At 62.8% G+C, this 21138-nt stretch carries 16 protein-coding genes; 9 read left to right on the top strand and 7 right to left on the bottom strand.

What is annotated here, in order from left to right; translation table 11 throughout:
* Window positions 1–24: 24 nt before the first annotated feature.
* Together AC0L2L_RS21665 and AC0L2L_RS21660 are read right to left on the bottom strand one after the other, a co-directional pair.
* Window positions 25–1506 carry a pyridoxal phosphate-dependent decarboxylase family protein gene (locus AC0L2L_RS21665; RefSeq protein ID WP_473581010.1) on the bottom strand — a complete coding sequence of 494 codons (1482 nt, stop codon included), beginning with the start codon at window positions 1504–1506 and terminating at the stop codon, window positions 25–27.
* An 81-nt stretch (window positions 1507–1587) separates the two neighbouring features.
* A complete protein-coding gene (locus AC0L2L_RS21660) occupies window positions 1588–2673 on the bottom strand; it encodes a PLP-dependent cysteine synthase family protein (protein WP_027164998.1) in 1086 nt (361 codons plus the stop codon).
* A 174-nt stretch (window positions 2674–2847) separates the two neighbouring features.
* Between AC0L2L_RS21660 and AC0L2L_RS21655 the strand changes: the two genes are divergently transcribed.
* Entirely contained in the window at window positions 2848–4917 is a 2070-nt protein-coding gene (locus AC0L2L_RS21655) for a transcriptional regulator (protein WP_473581008.1), read from the top strand.
* A gap of 12 nt (window positions 4918–4929) precedes the next feature.
* Here the strand turns inward: AC0L2L_RS21655 and AC0L2L_RS21650 are convergent, their stop codons facing one another.
* The 5 genes from AC0L2L_RS21650 to AC0L2L_RS21630 form a co-directional block, all read right to left on the bottom strand.
* Window positions 4930–5967: an MBL fold metallo-hydrolase gene (locus AC0L2L_RS21650; RefSeq protein WP_473581006.1), complete on the bottom strand. Its 1038-nt coding sequence runs from the start codon at window positions 5965–5967 to the stop codon at window positions 4930–4932.
* A 179-nt stretch (window positions 5968–6146) separates the two neighbouring features.
* Window positions 6147–8180, bottom strand: coding sequence for an autotransporter outer membrane beta-barrel domain-containing protein (locus tag AC0L2L_RS21645; RefSeq protein WP_473581004.1), 2034 nt, complete (start codon window positions 8178–8180; stop codon window positions 6147–6149).
* A 116-nt stretch (window positions 8181–8296) separates the two neighbouring features.
* A complete protein-coding gene (choV, locus tag AC0L2L_RS21640) occupies window positions 8297–9478 on the bottom strand; it encodes a choline ABC transporter ATP-binding protein (RefSeq protein WP_027165002.1) in 1182 nt (393 codons plus the stop codon).
* Complete coding sequence (choW, locus tag AC0L2L_RS21635) at window positions 9475–10329, bottom strand: choline ABC transporter permease subunit (RefSeq protein ID WP_027165003.1); 855 nt, start codon at window positions 10327–10329, stop codon at window positions 9475–9477. The genes choV and choW overlap by 4 nt, the downstream gene beginning before the upstream one ends.
* A gap of 200 nt (window positions 10330–10529) precedes the next feature.
* Window positions 10530–11465, bottom strand: coding sequence for a choline ABC transporter substrate-binding protein (locus tag AC0L2L_RS21630; protein ID WP_473581002.1), 936 nt, complete (start codon window positions 11463–11465; stop codon window positions 10530–10532).
* A 230-nt stretch (window positions 11466–11695) separates the two neighbouring features.
* On the opposite strand from AC0L2L_RS21630, the gene AC0L2L_RS21625 reads away from it, so the two are divergent.
* The 8 genes from AC0L2L_RS21625 to AC0L2L_RS21590 all read left to right on the top strand — a co-directional run bounded on the left by AC0L2L_RS21625 (window position 11696) and on the right by AC0L2L_RS21590 (window position 20800).
* Window positions 11696–12307 carry a thymidine kinase gene (locus tag AC0L2L_RS21625; protein ID WP_473581000.1) on the top strand — a complete coding sequence of 204 codons (612 nt, stop codon included), beginning with the start codon at window positions 11696–11698 and terminating at the stop codon, window positions 12305–12307.
* Window positions 12308–12704: 397 nt separating this feature from the next.
* Window positions 12705–13793: a hypothetical protein gene (locus AC0L2L_RS21620; RefSeq protein ID WP_027165006.1), complete on the top strand. Its 1089-nt coding sequence runs from the start codon at window positions 12705–12707 to the stop codon at window positions 13791–13793.
* Window positions 13794–13827: 34 nt separating this feature from the next.
* The gene (locus tag AC0L2L_RS21615; protein WP_473580998.1) at window positions 13828–14973 is read left to right on the top strand and encodes a hypothetical protein; all 1146 of its coding nucleotides are present in this window, start codon (window positions 13828–13830) and stop codon (window positions 14971–14973) included.
* Entirely contained in the window at window positions 14966–15811 is an 846-nt protein-coding gene (locus AC0L2L_RS21610; protein ID WP_473580996.1) for a Fic family protein, read from the top strand. Before AC0L2L_RS21615 ends, AC0L2L_RS21610 begins: the two co-directional genes overlap by 8 nt.
* Before the next feature lie 2 nt (window positions 15812–15813).
* A complete protein-coding gene (locus tag AC0L2L_RS21605) occupies window positions 15814–17718 on the top strand; it encodes an AAA family ATPase (RefSeq protein WP_473581028.1) in 1905 nt (634 codons plus the stop codon).
* Window positions 17719–17779: 61 nt separating this feature from the next.
* The gene (locus AC0L2L_RS21600; RefSeq protein ID WP_473580994.1) at window positions 17780–18190 is read left to right on the top strand and encodes an endonuclease domain-containing protein; all 411 of its coding nucleotides are present in this window, start codon (window positions 17780–17782) and stop codon (window positions 18188–18190) included.
* Between the two features lie 67 nt (window positions 18191–18257).
* Window positions 18258–19559, top strand: coding sequence for a DUF6638 family protein (locus AC0L2L_RS21595; RefSeq protein WP_473580992.1), 1302 nt, complete (start codon window positions 18258–18260; stop codon window positions 19557–19559).
* 116 nt (window positions 19560–19675) lie between these two features.
* Complete coding sequence (locus AC0L2L_RS21590) at window positions 19676–20800, top strand: DUF2333 family protein (RefSeq protein ID WP_473580990.1); 1125 nt, start codon at window positions 19676–19678, stop codon at window positions 20798–20800.
* Window positions 20801–21138: the final 338 nt, after the last annotated feature.

The following is a 21138-nucleotide window of genomic DNA, read 5'->3' as shown; positions in this document are numbered from 1 at the left end:
TGAGACGTCTTGGCCGCGCTCTTTTCAACCCGGTAGCGCTGCCGCCTCAACTTCCCTGCCGATGCGAAGCATCTCGCGCACCAGCAGGTCGAGATCATCGCGGCGGGTGCGGTGGTTGGCAATTGCCACCCGCAGGCAATGCCGGCCTTGCACCGTGGTGTCGGAAAGCGCCGCGATGCCATCCTCCTGCAGCCTGAGCATGATCTCCGTGTTGAACGCCTTAAGACGCTCCTCGGATGCGCCGCCCAGCCGATGGCGGAAGCTGACGATGTTGATGGTGGTCGGGGCCATCAGTTCGAGCGCTGGCTCGGCCTCGATCAGCCGGGTGAGGTAACGCGCCTGGGCAATGTTCTGGTCGATCAGCCGGCCGAACTTCTCGACGCCGTGCTCCTTCAGCGCCATCCAGATCTTCAGCGCGCGAAAGCCGCGCGACGTCTGAAGACCGTAATCGTGCAGCCACTCTCCGGACGCCAGGCCGCGCGGCGCAGATTCCAGATATTCCGGCGTGACGGCAAACGTGTTGCGGTGCGTGGATGCGTCCCGCACCAGCGCGCAGCCTGCTTCGAATGGCGCGTGCAGCCATTTGTGCGGATCGAGCGCGATCGAATCCGCCTGCTCGAGGCCGGCAACGAGCGATCGGTTTTCGGGGGCGATCGCGATCAGCGCGCCGATACAGCCGTCGACATGGAACCAGAGGTCTTCTTCGGCAGCCACTCTTGCCAGCGCCTGAAGATCGTCGACGGCGCCGGTGTTGACGGTGCCGGCGGTGCCGATCACGCAAGCCGGCTTGAAACCCGCGTCGCGGTCCTCTGTGATTGCCGCCTGGAGCGCGGCGATATCGATGCGCAACCCGGTATCGGTAGGAATCCGCCGCAGCGCCCGATTGCCAAGGCCCAGCACCTCCATGCCCTTGCGATGGCAGGAATGGACCTGGTCCGAGGCATAGTAGCGCAGCGGCTTGGCGATGGCGCCGACGCCACGCTCGCGCACGTCGACGCCAGCCTTGACGTTACGCGCCACGGTCAACCCGATGATGTTGGCCATCGAACCGCCGCTGACCAGCGTGCCGCTGGCCGAGGCCGGGAAGCCGACCATTTCCTTGCACCAGTTGACGACCTGGCTGTCCATCAAGCCGGCCGCATGGTTGCCGCCACCCAGATTGGAGCCCTGGATTGCCGCCAGGAAATCGCCGAGCGCGCCGGTGAAATTGCTGGATCCCATGTACCAGGACCAGAAACGCGGATGGATGTTGCCCATCGGGTAAGGCATGACGTTGCTGGCGACGTCGTCATAGACGTCAGCCGCCGGCGCCGGCGATCGCGGCAATGGTGCGCTGAAGAATGACCGCACTTCGGCAGGCATCTCGCGCCAGACCGGGCGGTCGCGGACATCCTTGAGATAGGTGATGGCGTCGTCGACTATCCGGTGCGAGAGCGCTCCCACCTCGGCCCAATCCGGCGGATCGAGCGTTTCGTCCGAAGCCGTCGCTTCCTGAAGTGTATCCATCCGGTCTCTCCGCCGACGCATGGCCGCCCCACGCGCAAAAGAGCGACGCCGCCATGCGAGGCGGCGTCGCGGTTCTTCTCGTCAAGCTTCGAACTGACAGCTCGGCGTCGAGCGCGACAGCGCCGTCTCCCCGGCGTCCATGTCGGCCTCGATACCGTCGAAGAGCGGCGTCGACATGTAGCGCTCGCCAGTGTCGGGCAGCATGCACAGGATCACCGACCCGGCGGGAGCCTTGCCGGCGATCTGGCGGGCAACCGCGAAGGTGGCGCCGCCGGAGATGCCGGTGAAGATGCCTTCCTGCTGCGCCAGCGCCTTGGCCCATTTGATGCCTTCCGGACCGGGGATCGGCACCACCTCGTCATAGTAGCGCTGGTCGATCGCCTCCTGCAGCACGTTGGGGATGAAGTCCGGCGTCCAGCCCTGGATCGGGTGCGGCTCGAAAGCCGGATGGCTGGCGGCCGGTGCGCCGCCGGCGCCGCGCTCCTGTGCCTTGCCGCTGCCGATCAATTGGGCGTTGGCCGGCTCAGCCAGCACGATCTTGACCTCCGGCCGCTCGCGACGCAGCACGCGGCCGACGCCCACAACCGTGCCCCCAGTGCCGTAGCCGGTGACCAGCACATCGAGCCTCGAACCGGCGAAATCGTTGATGATCTCGCGGCCTGTGGTCGCCTCATGGATGGCGGCATTGGCCTCGGTCTCGAACTGGCGGGCCAGGAACCAGCCATTGGCTTCGGCAAGCTCGACCGCCTTCATATACATGCCGAAACCCTTCTGCGCGCGCGGCGTCAGCACCACCTTGGCGCCAAGCATGCGCATCAGCTTGCGGCGCTCGACGGAGAAGCTGTCGGCCATCGTCACCACCAGCGGGTAACCTTTCTGCGCGCAGACCATGGCAAGGCCGATGCCGGTATTGCCGCTCGTCGCCTCGACCACCGTCTGGCCGGGCTTCAATTTGCCGCTGCGCTCGCCTTCCTCGATGATGTTGAGCGCCAGCCGGTCTTTCACCGAGGCAGCCGGATTGAAGAATTCGGCCTTCACATAGATCGTCGCATGGCCCGGGCCGAGATTGTTGATGCGGATGACGGGCGTGTCGCCGACCGTGTCGAGAATGCTGTCGAACAACCGGCCGCGTCCGGCCGTGGTTCTGATCTTCAACTGATGCAACATGGCTTTGCTCCTTGACGTGCTCACACGCCGGTTACAGGCCGGCGGCTTGGGCGGCGCTGTTTCGACACGTTGCCGCGATAGATGTTGCGTGACCTGCCGCAAAATGCGGCAACGGCGGCGTTCCGGCATGGAATGGGGCTGCCGGCTGCCTCCTGTCGTCTTTGGTGATAGAATATGGACCAACTGGCCAGCGTTGGAGAAAGCGTGGAAACATACGTGGAATCCACCCGATCGTGCCGGAACGACACCGCCGGCACGCTCTCCGTGCGATTGCTCGGGAAACTGACGATCGTGCGCGACGGCACATCCGTCAAATTGCCTTCCTCGCGCAAGCTGCGCGCCCTGCTGGCCTATCTGGCGCTCGCGCCGCACCCGGTCGGCCGCAGCCGCCTTTGCGAGCTCTTGTGGGATGTGCCCAACGATCCGCGCGGCGAGCTTCGCTGGTGCCTGAGCAAGCTTCGCGGCGCGCTCGATGGCCCGGATCTGCATCGGGTCGTCACCGACAGCGACACGGTGGCGCTTCGCTTTGCCGACATGAGCATCGACGCCGTGGAGGCCGCGGCCGCAGTGGCGGAAGGCATCGACAGCCTGGGTATCGAGCAGTTGCGGGCACTTTCAGAGCTTTTCGCCGGCGACTTCCTCGATGGGCTGGAACTCGACCGCAGCCCGGTTTTCAGCAATTGGCTGACCGCGCAGCGCCGGCGCTTCTCGTCATGTCACGTTGCCGTTCTAGAGCACATTATCGGCCTCCTCCCGCCGGAGGCCGAGGAGGCCGCCGCCTACATCGACAAATGGCTGGAGCTCGCGCCCTTCGATGGGCGGGCGCATGTGGCGCTGCTGGAAAATCTCGCGCGGCGCGGACAGATTGGCGCTGGCGAGGAACATCTTGCCGCCGCGGCCGAGCTGTTTCACGCTGAGGAGCTGGATTTCGCTCCGCTGCGCGAGGCATGGCACGAGATGCGAGCCCGCAACACCGCAACGCCATGCGCCCGATCCGGGTCGGCTTTCCCGGCCGCGCAACCGCCAATCGCGGCGATCGAATCCGAACCAGCGGCGACGCGCCGGGCTTCGCTTGCGGTGATGCCGTTTGCAGAGAACGCAAATGCCGGCGGTCCCCGCGGCGGGCTGGCCGACGGCCTCACGCATGACATCATCACGCGACTTGCCAAGCTCCGTGATTTCTTCGTCATCGCCCGCGGCTCGGTCTTTGCGTTGGCTGAGAAGAACATCGCGCCGGAGGACGCCGGGCGCAGGCTGAATGTCGACTATGTGGCGACAGGCTCGGTCCGCAGCCTCCTGGGCCGCGTCATCGTCTCGGTCGAGCTCATCGAGGTGCGCACGGCCAGGATCGTCTGGACCGAGACCTTCGAGCACAAGCCTGACGAGATCTTCGCGGTCATCGAGGATATCGGCAACAGCATTGTCTCCTCCATCGCCGCCGAGATCACGACGGTCGAGCGCAACCGCGCCATGCTGAAGGCGCCCAATTCGCTGAGCGCCTGGGAGGCCTATCATCGCGGTCTCTGGCATATGTACCGCTTCACGCGCCAGGAGAATGAACTGGCGCAGCATTTCTTCAACGAAGCGTTGAAGCTCGATCCTACCTTCGCCCGCGCCTATGCCGGCCTTTCCTTCACTCATTGGCAAAGCGCCTTCCAGCGTTGGGGCGACCGCGACCGCGAGACCGCGCTCGCCTTTGAAAGCGCCGGCCAGAGCCTGCTGGTCGACGACCGCAACCCGGCCGCCCACTGGGCGATGGGACGCGCGCTATGGCTGCGCGGCGAACAGGAGGGCTCGCTGCTGGAGCTGGCGAGCGCCGTCGACCTCAGCCCCAATTTCGCGCTCGGGCACTACGCCCTGTCCTTCGTCCATTCGCAGTCGGGCGACCCGCAATCGGCGATCGGTTCGTCCGATCATTCGCGCCATCTCAGCCCCTTCGATCCGCTGCTGTTCGGCATGATGGGCGCCCGCGCCATGGCGCATGCCCGCCTCGGCGAATTCGAAGCGGCCGCCGAATGGGCGCTTAAGGCGGCAGCACGCCCAAATGCCCATGTCATCATCCTGGCGATCGCCGCACACTGCCTTGCGCTGGCCGGCCGGCGGGATGAAGCGCGAAGCTTCGCCGCCGCGATCCGCAACACGTTGCCGAACTATCGCGCCGACGATTTCATCGCGACGTTCCGCTTCGACCGCGACGCCGAGGCGCTGTTCCGGAACGGCGCAAAGCTGATTGGACTGAACTGAACCGGGCCAGTCTCAATGGATGAGCGGGCCGCTGGCCTTGCGCCAGGCATCGATGCCGCCCTGGATGTGGCGGGCGCTCGATATCCCGACATCCTGCGCCGCTTGCACCGCCATCGCCGAACGCTCGCCGAAGGCGCAATAGAACAGGAGCTGCTTGCTCGTCGACTTCGCCAGCTCATGCAGCATGCCGCCGGCGGCGATGTTTTCCTGCAGCCGCGCATAGGGCAGATGGATCGCGCCGGGGATGACGCCGTGGCGTTCGCGTTCGGTCTGCTCGCGCAGGTCGATCAGTGCCACGTCGGCCCGCCCGACCAGCGCCAGCGCCTGCTCGGCACTCACCGCCCAGCCGCGGCTGGCGATGTCGTCCTGGTGCAGTCCGACCCGCATATTCGCCGGCACGGCCACATCCATCATCTTCGGGTTGGACAGATTGAGATTGTTCATGATGTTCACATACTCGTCGACCGACTTCACCTGCAGGCGCGGGTTGAAGGCCTTTTCCTCGCCGATCGTCGACACGGTCTCGCCCTTGTAGTCATGCGCCGGGAAGATCAGCGTCTCGTCGGGCAGCTTGAGCAGGCGGCCGAAGATCGATTCATATTGCTGGCGCGGATCGCCGTTCTGGAAGTCGGTGCGGCCGGTGCCGCGGATGAGCAGCGTGTCGCCGGTGAAGACCCGGTCGGGCAGGATGAAACTGTAGGAATCGTCGGTGTGGCCGGGCGTGTAGATGACGTCGAGCGCCAACCCCTCGATGCCAAGCTTGTCCCCGTCGGCAAGCCGCATCGACACCACGTCGGCCTTGGTCTGCTCACCCATCACGGTTACGCAATGCGTCTTGTCGCGCAATGCGCCGAGGCCGGTGATGTGGTCGGCGTGAAGATGCGTGTCCACCGCCTTGACCAGCCTCAGGTCGAGCTCATTGACCAGTTGCAGATAGCGGTCGACCTTCTCCAGCACCGGGTCGATGATCAGCGCCTCGCCGCCGCGCCGGCTGGCGAGCAAATAGGAATAGGTGCCCGAAACGGAATCGAAAAGCTGACGGAAGATCATTCGCCATACCCCGCTGCATCGCCGCCGGGCGCCCTCCGCGCGGTCGCAGCAATATCTTATCGCACGGACCGCCGGAATCGGAATGGATTTCGAAAAAAATATAGACCGGTAGACAGCCTTCCCTGCGGCCACGAAGTGCCCGCCTTCAAATGTGGCGCCGGGTTTGTCGAACAGCTCGTTCAGAAAGCCTTGCTGAGGCGAACTTCGCCTCGCATGGTGAAGGCGTTGTCGCTTCCGTAACCGGCCTCGAAGCCGGCATTGAACATCATGCCGGTGCCCACTTCCGCGGCAATGTCCGCGCCGGCAAAGCCGCGCAACACCACTTTTTTGCCGCCGGCGGCAAAAGAGATGTCCTGGCCAAGAAGCGTCGCCGACAGGTCGTCGCTGTCCTGCGCTATCGCGTCGATCCCGGCTCGGAGCGTGGTTTGCCAGGTCTGGCTTTGCGTGCTGACGGGCGCCAGGGCCAGCGCGAGCTGGCCACGCGCCTCGAAGACGTTGACATCACGCCGCGAGACCGCGAGATCGCCGTCCGAACCGGTTTCCGCATAATCGTCAATGAACAGACCGATGTAACGCAGCCTCACGCTCGGTATCAGCGTGCCGGCCGAGACCGGGAGCCGCGTGCCGAGCGTAACCGACGGGCTGAGGAACACGCTGTTGAAATCGGCGCGCGCCGTCTCGATGCCATTGAGCACCAAATTGTTCGCGACGCGGCGGCGGCTGCGCTCCTGGAGCACGCCGGCAACGAATGTCGCCTCGGCAAAATGCGCGCCGGCGTCATAGCCGAGATAGCCGCCCGCAAACACACTGCGATGGACGATCTCCTGCGCATCGTCGTCGACCTCGGTCGATCCGGTGGCACCTCCCAGCAGCACGCCACCCAGGAACCCGTCGCCCGAGCGCCTCTCGGCGCCGGCGACGACGCCGCCCAGCGCCTCGCTGAATCCGGCCGACGCGCCGGAGCCGCCTTGGGCGCGTATCCCGCCGAAGGTGGAGATCCAGGCGTCCGGACCGTTATGCTTCGAAAGCATGGGGTCGCCTGGGGCGGACATGCGCGCCTCGGCGACGCCGGCTATGCCGTCGACAAGGTCTTCGACCAGTGGGCCGCTGCTCGCAAATCCGGTGATATCGACCACCGCCACGCTGTCGCCGCTCGTCACGAACGGCCTGCCGCCGGTCAGGACGGTTTGCGGCAAGCCGCTTCCTGAAAAACTCATGATGGCATTCAGTGCAGGACCGAAGGTCACGGTGTTGCCGCCGCCGGAAAAGACGATCGGTCCCTGGACGGCCGTCCCGCCCAGAAGATTCAGCGTCGCGCCGGGCGCGCCGAAATAGATCGCCGCGCTCTGGTCGCTGAAGACGCGGCCGGAATTGGTGATGACGGAGTTGCTGCCCTGGGCGGCAATGCCCACCGCAGCCAAACCCTCCACGATCACCGAACCGGAATTGGTTATCGTCGCGTTGCCGAGTAGTGTGCCGATGCCTGTCGAGGCCGTCCCGAAGACGTCGACCGTGCCGCTGTTGGCGATGGCGATGTCATTGCCGCTGGCGCCGATGCCGACGGAAGCCAGCCCCGCCACCGTGATCGACCCCGAATTGTCAACCCGAAGGCCATTGTTCTGCCAGATGATCCCGGTGGCGGCGGTCCCATAGGCCTCGATCGAGCCGCTGTTGTCTATCGCCAGGTCTGGCCCATCGCCGATTATGCCGGCGGCGGCCGTGCCGGAAACGCCGATAAAGCCATGGTTGTCCACACGCCCGCCCGGCGCATCGCTGATGATGCCGTATGTGGCGACGCCAAGCGCTTCGATCACGCCGTTATTGAGGATGTGCGCATTGCCACCCTCTGACAAAATGCCTATGGAGCCATCGCCTATCGCCAGAATGGCTCCGCTGTTGAGGATGGTAGCGTCGCTGCCTTGCGAATGCACATTGGCGGCGCCGCCGCCCAGCGTTGCAATCAACCCGTAATTGGTGAGCCGCTGATCCGAATTGAATATCCGCACGGCATCGACGCCGGCGCCGAATGTTTCGATCGCTCCGTTTGGGTCCACGACCCCGGCGTCGCCGGCCCCGGTCATCGTCTGCTGGCCAGCAACGACGCCATTGCCGATGACAAAACTTTGGGAAAACGCCGCGCCGCTTCCAAGCGAGACCCCGGCGAAAATCGACAGCGCAATCGCGCCTGGAACCCCTGTGCGCGACGTCGGCATCACCCCCTCGGCGCATGGCATGGGCACGCAACATAGGGACTCTGCGCTCGACGGAAGCGAAAAACAAGCCGTAGGCGGAACGCCCGGACCTCGGATTGAGCGCCTGCGAAAAAGTCCTATCGCCTCAGCACCGCGCTCAGCACGTCGCGGATACCGATCGCACCGACGAAGCGCGAGCCTTCATCGAACAGCGCCACCGGCGCCGTCTGCGAGCGGTGCATGGCGAACATCACCGTTTTAAGCGAGGTGCCGGGATTGGCCCAGAAGACCTGCGAGGTCTCCTCCGGTTGGGTCTCCACGTCGGCGCAGGAAACCCACACCGCCGGCTTGCCGTCGCGCTCGGCCGCCGCCACCAGCCCGTGCTCGTCGATCTTGAAGCGCGTCGTCTTGCGCCGGTCGAGCCAGACCCAACCGTCGGTGCCATGTTCGAGGTCGCGGCGGTCGCGCATGACGTTCCAGGCCGTCAGCACCGAGAGCGGATTCACATTGGCGATGAAGTCGCGGACATAGTCGTTGGCGGGCTTGAGCACGATGTCCTCCGGCGCGCCAGTCTGGACGATGCGGCCGCCCTCCATGATCGTGATGTGGGTGCCGATCTTCAGCGCCTCCTCGAGATCGTGGCTGACGAAGATGATGGTCTTCTTCAACTCGGCCTGAAGCTGCAGCAATTCGTCCTGCAGCTTGGTGCGGATCAGCGGGTCGAGCGCCGAGAACGGCTCGTCCATCAGCAGGATCGGCGCCTCGGTGGCGAAGGCCCGGGCGAGACCGACGCGCTGCTGCATGCCGCCGGAAAGCTCATGGGCATATTTCTTCGACCACTGGTCGAGATGGACAAGCTGCAGCTGTTTCTGCACGCGCGCCTTGCGCTCGGCCTCCGGCACGCCGGCAAGCTCGAGGCCGAAGCCGACATTTTCCTCGACCGTGCGCCAGGGCAGCAGGCCGAACTGCTGGAACACCATGGCCACCTGTTTCTGCCGCAGCCGCCGCAAGGTCGCCTCGTCGCAGGTGACGACATCGACGGTACGGTCGCCGTCCTTGACCAGCACCTGGCCGCGCGACACCACGTTTAGCCGGTTGACCGCCCTGAGCAGCGTCGACTTGCCGGAGCCGGACAGGCCCATCAGCACCGAGATCTCGCCCTCGTGGACGGTGAGGCTGGCGCCGGCGCAGCCCAGCACGTTGCCGGTCTTTTCAAGGATCTCGGCACGCGTGGCGCCCTTGTCGATCATCGCCAGCGAACCTGCCTGATCGGCGCCGAAGACGATGTCTACGTTCTTGAAATCAACCGCGACGGTCATTTCTTGCCTCCAACGCCGATGCGGGTCATGCGGTCGAGCACGATGGCGAGCACGACGATTGCCAGGCCGGCCTCGAGCCCGAGATCGATGCGGCGCGAGCCGAGCGCGCGGTTGATTTCCGTGCCGAGGCCGCCGGCGCCGATAAGAGCAGCGAACACCACCATCGACAGCGACAGCATGATCGATTGCGTCAGGCCCGCCATGATGGTCGGCAGCGCCGAGGGCAGCTCCACTTTCCACAGAAGCTGGCGCTTGGTGGCGCCAAACGCCTCACCCGCTTCGACGATTGCCTTGGGCACCGAAACCACGCCGAGATGGGTGAGCCGCACGGCGGTCGGGATGACGAAGATGATGGTGACGATGAGGCCAGGCGCGTTGCCGAGCCCGAACAGCGTGAGCACCGGGATCAGGTAGACGAAGGTCGGCAGCGTCTGCATCAGGTCGAGCACCGGCAGCATGATGCGGTAGACCTTCGGCTTGTGCGCGGCCCAGATGCCGAGCGGCACGCCGATCGCCATGGCCATGGCAGCCGCGGCAACGACCAACACCAGTGTCTGCACCGTCTGCTTCCACAGGTTCTGGTTGATGATGAAGATCAGGCCGAGGAAGACGCCGATAGCGAGCGGCCGCGAACGCTGCAACAGCCAGGCGACGATCGCGATGACCAGCACCAAAAGCACGGGCGGCACCATCAGCAGCAGGTCCACCGCACCGTCGAGGAGGAAATTCAGCCCGTTTGAAAACGCCCGGAAAATGGTGTCGAAATTGTCGGTCAGGAAGCCGAAGAAGGCCTTGCCCCATGGCCCGATGGGGATTTTGTATTCGGTCAGGAATTTCGAAATCGGATCCATCTTCCCCTCTCGGCTTCGCCGCACTTTCCGTACGGTCATCTTCTCACAGCTTAACGCATGTCACCCAAAAGTGTGCAGCGGTTTTGGGAAAATGACATGCGTAAAAACAGAGGCTTAAAGCGCAGCGCGCTTTAAGAAAAAGGGCAGCCTTTTCTACTGGCTGCCCTCTTCCGGATCGTTATTCCGGACTCAAAGCCGGCTCAGCTCCCGAGCGCGGTCTTGACGGCAGCCGCCGCGTCGCCGCCGTCGAAGGTGGTGACACCGGCGATCCAGGGCGCGATCGCGTCCGGATGCTTCTTCAGCCAGTCGGTCGCCACCGTCTGGGCATCGCCACCCTTCAGGATCGCGTCCATCATCTGCCCTTCCATGTCGAGATTGAACTTCAGGTTGGCGATGAACTTGCCGGCATTCGGGCATTCGGTGGTGTAGCCCTTACGCACATTGGTATAGACGGTGGCGGCGCCGAAGCCGCTGTCGCCCATGCCGTCGAGATAGGTGATCTTCATGGCGCCCATCACCGGATGCGGCGTCCAGCCGAGGAAGGCGATCCACTCATTGTTCTTCATCGACTGCTCGGCCTGCGTCAGCATGCCGGCCTCCGAGGACTCGACCAGCTCGAAGCCTTCGAGGTTGTCCTTCGGGTTCTTGATCATGTCGAGGATGATGCGGTTGCCGTCATTGCCGGCCTCGATGCCGTAGATCTTGCCGTTGAACTTGTCCTTGAACTTGCCGAGATCGGTCAGCGTCTTGACGCCGGCGTCCGCGACATAGGTCGGCACCACGATGCCATAGCCGGCGCCGGTCAGGTTGGTGCTGATCGTCTCGACGGAACCGTCGGCGGTATAGTCCTTGATGTCGTTGGTCATCGACGGCATCCAGTTGCCGAGGAAGACGTCGAGGTCTTTGTTCTTCAGCGACGCATAGGTCACCGGAACCGAAAGCTGGATCGTCTGCGGCTCGTAGCCGAGCGCGGTGAGCAGAACCGATGCCAGACCCGTGGTGGCCTGGATGTCGGTCCAGCCGACGTCGGAGAGACGAACGGCCTTGCAGCTCGCCGGATCGCCGGCATAGGCGGCGTTCGTTGTCAAAAGCGCCGCGAGGCCGAGGCCTGCGACGATAGATTTCATACGCGACATGAACTTTCTCCCATTGGAATTCCGAGGCAAAGCGAAGTCACGGTTCTTGCGCCCGCCTTGTTTCGTCAGCCAAACACCATTTTGATGTTGTTTCAAGCGGTTCGACACCGCGATGAACGGCGCGCACTGGCCATTAAGCGACATGACGGGTTTTTGAACGACATGGAGTTTTTGGTGGACGAAGCCGGTGCCCCCTCCCCGCGCCGCGGCAAGTCGGCTTAAAAGCACCTATGGCCAAGCTTTACTTCCACTACGCGACGATGAACGCCGGCAAGACGACCATGCTTTTGCAAGCGTCGTACAACTATCGCGAACGCGGCATGTCGACGATGCTGTTCGTCGCTGGCCACTATCGCAAGGGCGACAGCGGGTTGATTTCGTCGCGCATCGGCCTCGAATCCGAGGCCGAGATGTTCCGCGGCGGCGATGATCTCTATGCCAGGGTCGCCGAGCACCACCAGCATGCCCCGGTGCATTGCATCTTTGTCGACGAGGCGCAGTTCCTCGAGGAAGAGCAGGTCTGGCAGCTCGCCCGCATCGCCGACCGTCTAGGCATTCCGGTGATGTGCTACGGCCTGCGCACCGATTTCCAGGGTAATCTGTTTCCCGGCTCGCGCGCGCTTCTCGCCATCGCCGACGACCTGCGCGAAGTGCGCACCATCTGCCGCTGCGGCCGCAAGGCGACGATGGTGGTGCGCCTGGGACCCGACGGCAAGGTGGCCAGACAGGGCGAGCAGGTGGCGATCGGCAAGGACGTCTATGTTTCGCTCTGCCGCCGCCATTGGGAAGAGGAGATGGGCCGGGCCGAGCCTGACGACTTCATCGGCTTTGTCCGGGCATGAAGAGTCTCAGGCGGCCGAGACACGCCGTATCGGAAACGCCGGCCAAGCTGCACGCCGAGGGTTGCCAGCGCGATCAGCGCCATGCCCACGGCCTGCGCCGGTCTGAGCGGATGCCGGTACCTCAAGGCCGATCCCAAGCCCGACCGGTATTGCCGCCGCAAGAGGGCGCTGTTTGATTGCCCTTCGTAAAAACAAGAGCTTAAGGCATATCAGCTAAAGCTGTTCGATGACGGCGCACATTACTGGGCGCCTTACGCATGCTTGCCTTGTCTTTCAAGGATCTAACCAATTCTTTTGTTTTGACGCCTCTCCTTGTCTTCCTTCTTTCAATCCCTTGAAGCCCCACATATATTCGCCGCCACGACACGGAAAACGGATGCCGAAGCGGGAGGCCCCAATGGCGACATTGCAGAATTTCGATGCCGAAATTGCCAAGACCAAGCAGGTCGTGCAGGACATGCGCACCAAGATCGAGCAGTCGGGCACGGTGCTCGACACGCTTGCGCAGGCCGACAAGAAGATCGGCGACGCCAATTTCGACATCGAGAACGCCCGCATCGAGGATGTGCTCAAGCAGCAGAAGGTCATGGAAGGCAACATCGCCGACCTGATCATCGGACTTGAGGACGCTACCAACGTCTTCGGCGCCGAATTCGAAAGCATGAAGAACTACACCGGCTGGGAGAACTTCGTCGGCGTGTTCTCGGCGCAGCGCAAGCAGCGCATGCGTACCGATCGCGTCCGCAACATGTCGCTGGCCGGCAATCTGCAGGAGCTTTTGGCGAAGTCGGATACCATCGTCGGTATCCTTAAGGCGCAGAAACAGGTCCTCGACCAGCGCTACAAGACTTCAGAGACCAGCCTTTCGCAGGTGATCGAGCGCCGCAAGGTGACCATGACCAATCTGGAAGCGGTGCAGAAGCGCATCGAGGAATTGAACCCGATGCTGCTCGACATCGAGAACAAGATCGCCGCCTCGACGACGCAGAAGGAGCGCACCGGTCTTGAGGGCGAGCGCTCGAAAATGGCGACCGAATACAACGAGAAGCAGGCCAAAGAACAGGAGCTGCTGGCCGAAAGCCAGACGCTTGAGCGCTACACCTCGATGTTCCAGACCTTCGTCGATTCGCTCAACAACCAGATCGCGGCGCAGTCGACGCTGATCAACAAGCTGACCATCGACACCGAGCAGCGCATCGTCCTCTACAAGGCGCTGGAAGATTCGCTGAAGACCGCCGCCCAGCAGGACGTCGCCCACAAGATCAACACCCTGGGCAGCCAGGTCGACAACACGGCCGAGGAGACGATGGCCGGCATCGGCGCCGCCTCGCAGAAGCATATCGGCGACCTTCTGGAGATGCACGAGAAGAACATGGTGGCTTCAGCCGACATCCAGCGCCGCAAGAAACTTGCCGACGATGCCTTCGCCCGCCGCTTCGACGATGTGATGAAAAAGCACAACGCCGCCAACTACGTGCAGCAATAGGCGGCGCCGCTGACTTCATTTCCACGGCAGCCACATGACACCTGAGAACGACGCGGCGGCACGCTATTTCTCCGCAATCACGGCGGCGCTGAGCGGGCTGGAAGTGTTCATGCGCGACGACCGCTCGCCGCTTTACCGGCACGGCATCGTCGCCAAGATCGTCGCGGAATATATCGCGCGGCTGGACAAGTCCTTTGCCTGCTGGCGCAACCGGCTGGGCTTCATGGACACCTTCCGCATTTCGCGCGCCGATAGCGGCTATCCCGTCTTCCAGAACCTGCTCGAGCTGGAAAACGACCGCCAGCAGGCCGATGCCCGCCTGGCCAACATCCCGCAGGCCGGAGAACTGCGCGAGGAGATGGCCGACTTCATCCTGCGCCACAAGGCGGTTCCGGAAGCTTTGCAGAAGTCGATGGCCGAGCGGCTCTATCTGGAAGACGTCAAGAGCGAGGCGACCTTCGGCCCCTTCACCCTGGCGCAGACGGCCAAGGTCTCGGTCAACCCGAAGACCATGCGGCCCTATTATCTCGTCCACTGGGCCTCGTTCGACGGCAGCGCCAACCTGCCGCTGGTTTACATGGTGACGGTGGAGGACTCTTCCGAAAGCATGGTGCGTCAGTTGGTCGACAGCAACGGCAAGCTGAACGAAAGGGTCGACATCCCGCTTCCCGTCGACGGCCTGCTCAACCCGGAGCTTGCCCACCGTTTCGATGACTTCACCGAAAAGAACTCGGCCTACACGCTCTCACCTGCGACGATCGCGGTCAATCTCGACAAGGATTTCGAGCCGCTGCATCCCAAGCAGCTAAGGCGCGTCGTGCTTGGCCCCTTCTATTCGGCCGGCATCACCGAGAACAATTCGACCGTGGCCGAGGTTCTGGCCAAGGTGCGCAAGCCGGAAAACGCCTGGCTGCTCACCTGGACGATCCAGGAAGTCTTTTCCAAGGCCGAGAAGCCCGGCCGCAAGGGCCTGTTCTCCAGCGAAAAGACGACGCAGGAATTCTTCATCAACACCGACGACCTCGAAGCGGCGCGCCAAGGCGTATCGAGCTACGAGAACCATGCGCTGATCCCGCACGAGGCCTACCAGGCACTCTATGCCGCCGGCGAAGCACAAAAGATCTTTTCCGGCTACAAGGTCCACATCCTGTCCAACGGACAGGTCATCAGCGATGTATGAGATGCTTGCGCAGCCAGAGGCGCGGCGCGCAAGCGAGGTGCGAAAAATGACACCAGCAGGCAGAGTTTTCGCCAAAAAAAGAGAGCTTGACGCTTTAAAAAAGAAAGTTCGCCCAGGTGCCTTGGATAGCCTGGAGCACACCCAGCGGATCGACATCACCTACACGTCGAACGCGATCGAGGGCAACACGCTGACCGCGGGCGAGACCGCCCTGGTCCTGGAGAAAGGCATGACGATCAGCGGCAAGCCCCTCAAGGACCACCTCGAAGCGGTGGATCATGCGCGCGCTCTCAACTGGGTGTTGGAAATCGCCGCACAACGCGACACTGCGATAATCGAGGCGGACATCCGCAACCTGCATTATCTGGTCGTCGCGAAGTCCAAGCCGGAAATCGCCGGTCGCTACGCCGACGGCGCCCGCTATGTGAACACCGATGCCGGCGTTCATAATTTCCCGACGCCAACCGAGGTGCCCGCGCTCATGGAAGCTTTCTGCCGCTGGCTTGGCACGGCACGCAATAGGCCCCAAGCCGCATTCGAGGCCCATCGACGGCTCGTTGGCATTCACCCCTTCAACGACGGCAATGGCCGCACGGCACGGCTCTTGATGAACCTCGTGCTGGCGCGCGCCGGCTATCCGCCCGTGGCGATCCGCCCCGAAGACCGCCCTGCCTACATCGCGGCGCTTGAAATTGACCAGCGCGGCGGCGGTCATGTCGCCTTCGACAAGCTGCTTTTCGAAAGGCTGGACCAAACGCTTGACCTGTATCTCGATGCTGCGCATCAAGCTCGCGATTCGTCCGCCGGTGCCAGCACGATAATTCCGATGAGGAGCTGATGATGGACGCCGGCCTGACGACGATCTCGGAAACCGCAATCGAAAAGCACCGCGCGACGGCGCAGAGCTTCATTACCCGCATCCTCGTTCTGGAGGATCCGTCGCGCGAATCCGGCACCGCGCTCGCCGGCACCAACCGCCGCTTCGTCTCGACGGTGTCGGTCGGTTCGGTGCGTCGCACGCGCGAGGTCGAGCTGTCGAAGACGGTCGCGGCCATTCACCCCGACGATCAGTTGATGAGCATCCCGCAGCACACGCTGCTCTATCGCGCCCGGCGCGGCCTGGCCATCGCGCTGGCCATATCGGATGTGTTCGCCGAGGGCTCCGACCTCGAAAGCCTGCAGGCCAAGAACGTCCGCGCGCCGCTCGAAGGCGACGAAGCGTCGGCCTTCAAGAAGCTTCTGTCGGCCTCGGCTTACGTTTCAGCCTTCAGCTTCGCCTCGTATCTCTTCCAGCTGATCGACAGCGATGGCGAGGCGCCGAACGATAGCCCCGAACCCGACTTCCTGTTCGACACGCCGCAGGACGCGGTGAAGTCGATCGTCGCCGGCCTCGACAAGGCGATTGCCGGTTCGAAGGATGACGCCGACCTGATGACGCGCGCACGGGCCTTTGCCCGCATTGCCATCGATGGCCTGCTGGCGCGCAAGGGCCGCTTCGACGGCATCGGCCCGTTCGAGAACGCGCATATCCGTATCGACATCGACGATTTCACGCTTGACGGCTTCGACGTCGCGCCCGGCAAGCGCGCCAAGCCGCTGGTGATGACCTTCAAGAAACCGGAAGAGGTCGTCGGCAACCATATCGCCAAATTCCAGTCGGTCAGGCTGGCCAAGATGCTGATGGCCTACGACTTCGAGCGCGAGCTGAACCCCTTCGTCGAGCTCGGCGGCTTCCTGTTCACCTTCATCGGCGACGGTGCGCCGGGCACCGGCAAGACGACGCTGATCCAGATGATCGCCGGCCTCGTCAACGGTTACTGCCAGGTCGCCGGCTATCCCTTTGCCTACGAGAATTTCGGCGTCGACCAGATCTCGTCCTATCAGGGCAAATCCGGCCAGAACTGCCGCCAGTTCATCAACAACGTTCTCAATCCGCGTGTCATCGGCTTCGGCACCATCGACGACATCGACCAGGTGGCCGCGCGCCGCTCCGACGACCGCGCCTCGGCCGGCCAGCAGGAAATAACCGGCGTTTTGATGGACGCCTTTGCCGGCGCCTCGACGGTCGTGCGCGGCAACTGCTCCTTCGGCATGTTTTCCAACTATCCCGAAAATGTCGACGATGCGCTGCGCCAGCGCGCCGGCGCGCGCTGGCTGGTCGATGGCCCGCAGACCCGCGACGACTACATCGACATCTTCGTGCTGCTAGCCGGCAAGAACCACGAGATCCCGCTGGGCGAACACGAGCTCTATGCAGCGCAGGAGATCCAGCGTGCCGTGACCGAAGCCTATGAGGAGCACGAGAAGCCGCAGGAAGACGGGCTGGTGAAGGTCTATGAGCGCTACATGAAGGAAAATGGCGCGCCCAAGACCATGGCCGATGTCGGCACCTACCTGCACATGATCAAGGACGCCGAGCCACGCTTCACCGGCCGCGCCATCAAGAACGTCACCGACGCCATCAAGATGCGCGCCATGGACATCGAACTGCCCGACGACTGGTTCGAAAAGCCCGAAGCCTTCATGCACAAGAGCTACGACGACAAGAAAGCGATGATCGAGGAACTGCGCGGCCCGTTCTCGATGGACATGGTCATGCAGGAGATCAACCGCTACGCCGATTCCGAATTCCGCTATTCCGACAAGTCCGACGATGCGGCGGTGGAGAAGCTCCTGCGCGACGCAAGGCTGCGCGAACGCGCGGCGCATGAGATGGAAGAATTGAAGAAGAAGGGGCTGTGGTGATCTTTTCCTTCTCCCCGTTCACGGGGAGAAGGTGCCCGAAGGGCGGATGAGGGGCAGCGCCATGCGTGGCAGAAATGAGCCGAAGGTTGCGAGAGCCCGCGAGCTGCGGAAAGTTGAGAACGATGCTGAGGAAAGGCTTTGGCATGAACTGCGCGGTCGGCGATTGAATGGCTACAGGTTTGTTCGCCAACTGCCGATTGGCCCCTATTACGCGGATTTTGCTTGCCGTGAGGCCAATCTGGTTGTCGAGGTCGACGGCAGCCAGCACGCGGGTCGATCTAGCGACCGATACAGGGACGAGACAATGAATGCCAATGGTTGGTCGGTACTGAGGATTTGGCACGCGGATGTTTTGACCGGCCTCGCGGATGTGCTGGATACGATTGTTGCGGCGCTGGATGGTCGGCTGGACCGCAAGATGATTGGTCACGATGCGAAATTTCTTCCGGCTGCAAGATCGGAGCAAGGATGATGAGCGTCGGCGCCGCCCCTCATCCGCCCTTCGGGCACCTTCTCCCCGTAAACGGGGAGAAGGAAAGATGAGCGCCAAGAAACCCGACCTTCTGCGCGACAACGAGCTGATCTACGGCCGCTTGCTCGCCATCGACGAGCCGCATCTCATCCAGCGCTACAACAAGGCTCTTGCCGCGTTCGGCCTTGAGCCTACCAAGCTTAAGAGCTTCCAGATCGACCGCACCGGCTTCTCGCCGGAAATCGCCGAGGAGTGCGGCGATTACGACTATCTCGACCCCAACGAGGTAAACCGCCGCTTCATCATCCTGACGCCGTCGCAGATCGACCTGCCGGTGGTCCACACCGCCTTCTCCAACACCTCGCAGCTGATGTTCGAATTCATGTCGAAGAACCAGCGCGCCATCGACGCGCTGACCATCAAGGACGTGATCTACGGCGAGATCGAGGACTCCGTCCCCAAGGTCAACGATATCGAGGACCTGCTGTCGATCAACCAGGTCGAGTTCAAGGTGCTGTCGGCCGAGGACGTGCTGGGCAAGGCCGCCGAGCTCGGCAAGTTGGTCGACCGGCTGAAGCAGGAGCCCGACGCCTGGCGCGACAACGCCATGCTCGAGCGCATGGTCGACCTCGCCAAGGTCTGCGGCGACATCCGCGAGAACGCGCTGGTGCCAGACCAGGTGATCTTCCGCCACAACGCGTACTGGACCAGCCATTTCGGTGGCCTCTATGTGTTCGTCGACCCCGATATGACGACGGTGATCAGCGACCCCGCCGCGCCCGGCTTCCGCCGCTCGCGGCCGTGGCAGGTGAGCTATCTGTCGATCAACGACGCCGACAAGGTGTTCAGCTTCCTCGCCGCCACTGGCCGCCTCGACCTGCCGCGCGCCTCATGGATCGAGACTTCCGGCTATCTTGAGCATCGCGCCGAAATGGTCGTGCGCGCGCTGATCCGCGACGCCGAGCCCAACCGCAACCTGACCGATGTCGACAAGGTCTGGCTGCAGACCTGGATCCACGGCCATGCCGACCTGATCGCCACGGACGGCAATTTTCCTTTCCTCAACGCCGCCAAGCGCGAGATCGCCCAACTCGGCCATCTCAAGATCGAGGATGTGCCGCCGCGCCAGCGCTTCCTGGTCGTGCGCGCCAAGCCCGATCATCCCGATGCCTGGCTGACCAACCAGCTGATCTCGGATTTCGTGCCGCAGGACTTCGTGTCGCGCTACGTCTTCAACAAGCCAGGCTTCTACAAGGACTATGACGGCTACAGCGACGCCTGGCGAAGCCATGTTGTGGACGTTCTGAAAACCACATATTTGAAGGACAAGGCAGCATTTCGCGCGCGCCTTTACGGCTTGACTGACTAGTGCAATTCCAGGAAAAGAGTGATCGTTTTTCCGCCCGGAATTGCGTCAAAACAAAGGGTTAGAGCAGATCGCCGTTTCCCGAGAAACGGCGAAATGCTCTGAGGGGTGAAACAGCCATGCTTGATCCGATCGTGAACTTCTTCACCCAGATCTTCCAATGGATCGGCCGCGGCATCGGCTTCGTCATTGGCATCATCCTGTGGCCGTTCATGTGGGTCGGCCGCTGGTACGGCCAGCGCGGCTGGATCCTCAAGGCTGTCGTCGGTCTTGCCATCCTGGTGCTGATCGGCCTCTACGCCAACTTCTTCTACGCCACCCAGTGGTGGAACAATTTCAACCCGAACTATCCCGACACCTACACTTTCGAGAAACGCAACGTTTCCGCCGGCGAGCAGGTCTCGGCCGGCGCCGGCACCGATACGGCCAAGACCTGCGGCAACTCGGCGATCGCCCAGGTCGCCGCCGATCTGACGGACTTCAACGTCAATCAGAATGCCTGGATCTCGTCGATGATCCTCTACAAGCTCGGTCTGTTCGGCATCGACTGGGACAACACGCCCTGGATGGACAACAAGGCGTCCTTCCAGCGCGGCATCAACCAGGCGGTGCGGCGCACCGCGACCGAGCTTGCCGACAATCTCGGCCGCGTGCGCACGACCTCGCAGATCGACGCCGACCTCCAGGACGCGCGCGGCAATCTGCAGTTCGACGAGTACACCTGGTATTTCGGCTTGAACCCGTTCGGCCCCAAGACGCCGACGCCGAGCTATTATCGCGACGCGGTGCGCAAGCTGCGTTCCTTCAACGCCCGTCTCGCCACGTGCCAGGCGACGTTCGACGCGCGCGCCGACAATCTCAAGCAGTATATCGACCGCATCGCTTCTGACATCGGCTCCACCTCGGCGATCCTCAAGGAGCGCGCCGAAAACCACAACAATGGCTGGTTCGATACCCGCGCCGACGACCGCTTCTGGTTCGCCTATGGTCAGCTCTATGCCTATTACGGCCTGATGAAGGGCTCCCAGGCCGACTTCGACGACGTGATCAAGGAAAAGCACCTGCAGAGCCTGTGGGATACGATGGACGCGCAGTTCGTGTCGGCGCTGCGCATCCAGCCCTTCATCATCGCCAATGGCCGTGAGGATGGCTGGCTTTTGCCGACGCATCTGACGACGATGGGCTTCTACATCCTGCGCGTGCGCTCCAACATGGTCGAGATCAGCAACGTGCTGACGCAGTAGCGGCGTCTCGAGGCAGCAAGGCGATGGCGGATTTGCGTCGTCGCCTCTGTCGTTTTTCGCGTATTCGGCGGCTGTTTTGAGACGGCGGAACGATTTCCGCTCTGGCTTCTATACGCCGCAAGCAACCGGGTGCCCAAGACCCCGAAAGAAGGTCGGACCGGGAACAGCAGTACTCTTTCTTCGTAGGAAACATAGTTGCATGAAAGTTGACGCCGCGGCAGCGACAGGGTTAGAACATGCCCGTGGGGGGGGGGGGGGGGGGGGTGTTTTTTGTGGTGGGGGGGGGGGGGGGAAAAAAAAAAAAAAAAAAAAAAAAAAAAAAATAATAAAAAAAAAAA

Source organism: Mesorhizobium sp. WSM4832, assembly GCF_055811115.1.
This window is presented reverse-complemented; position numbering and strand designations above follow the sequence as displayed.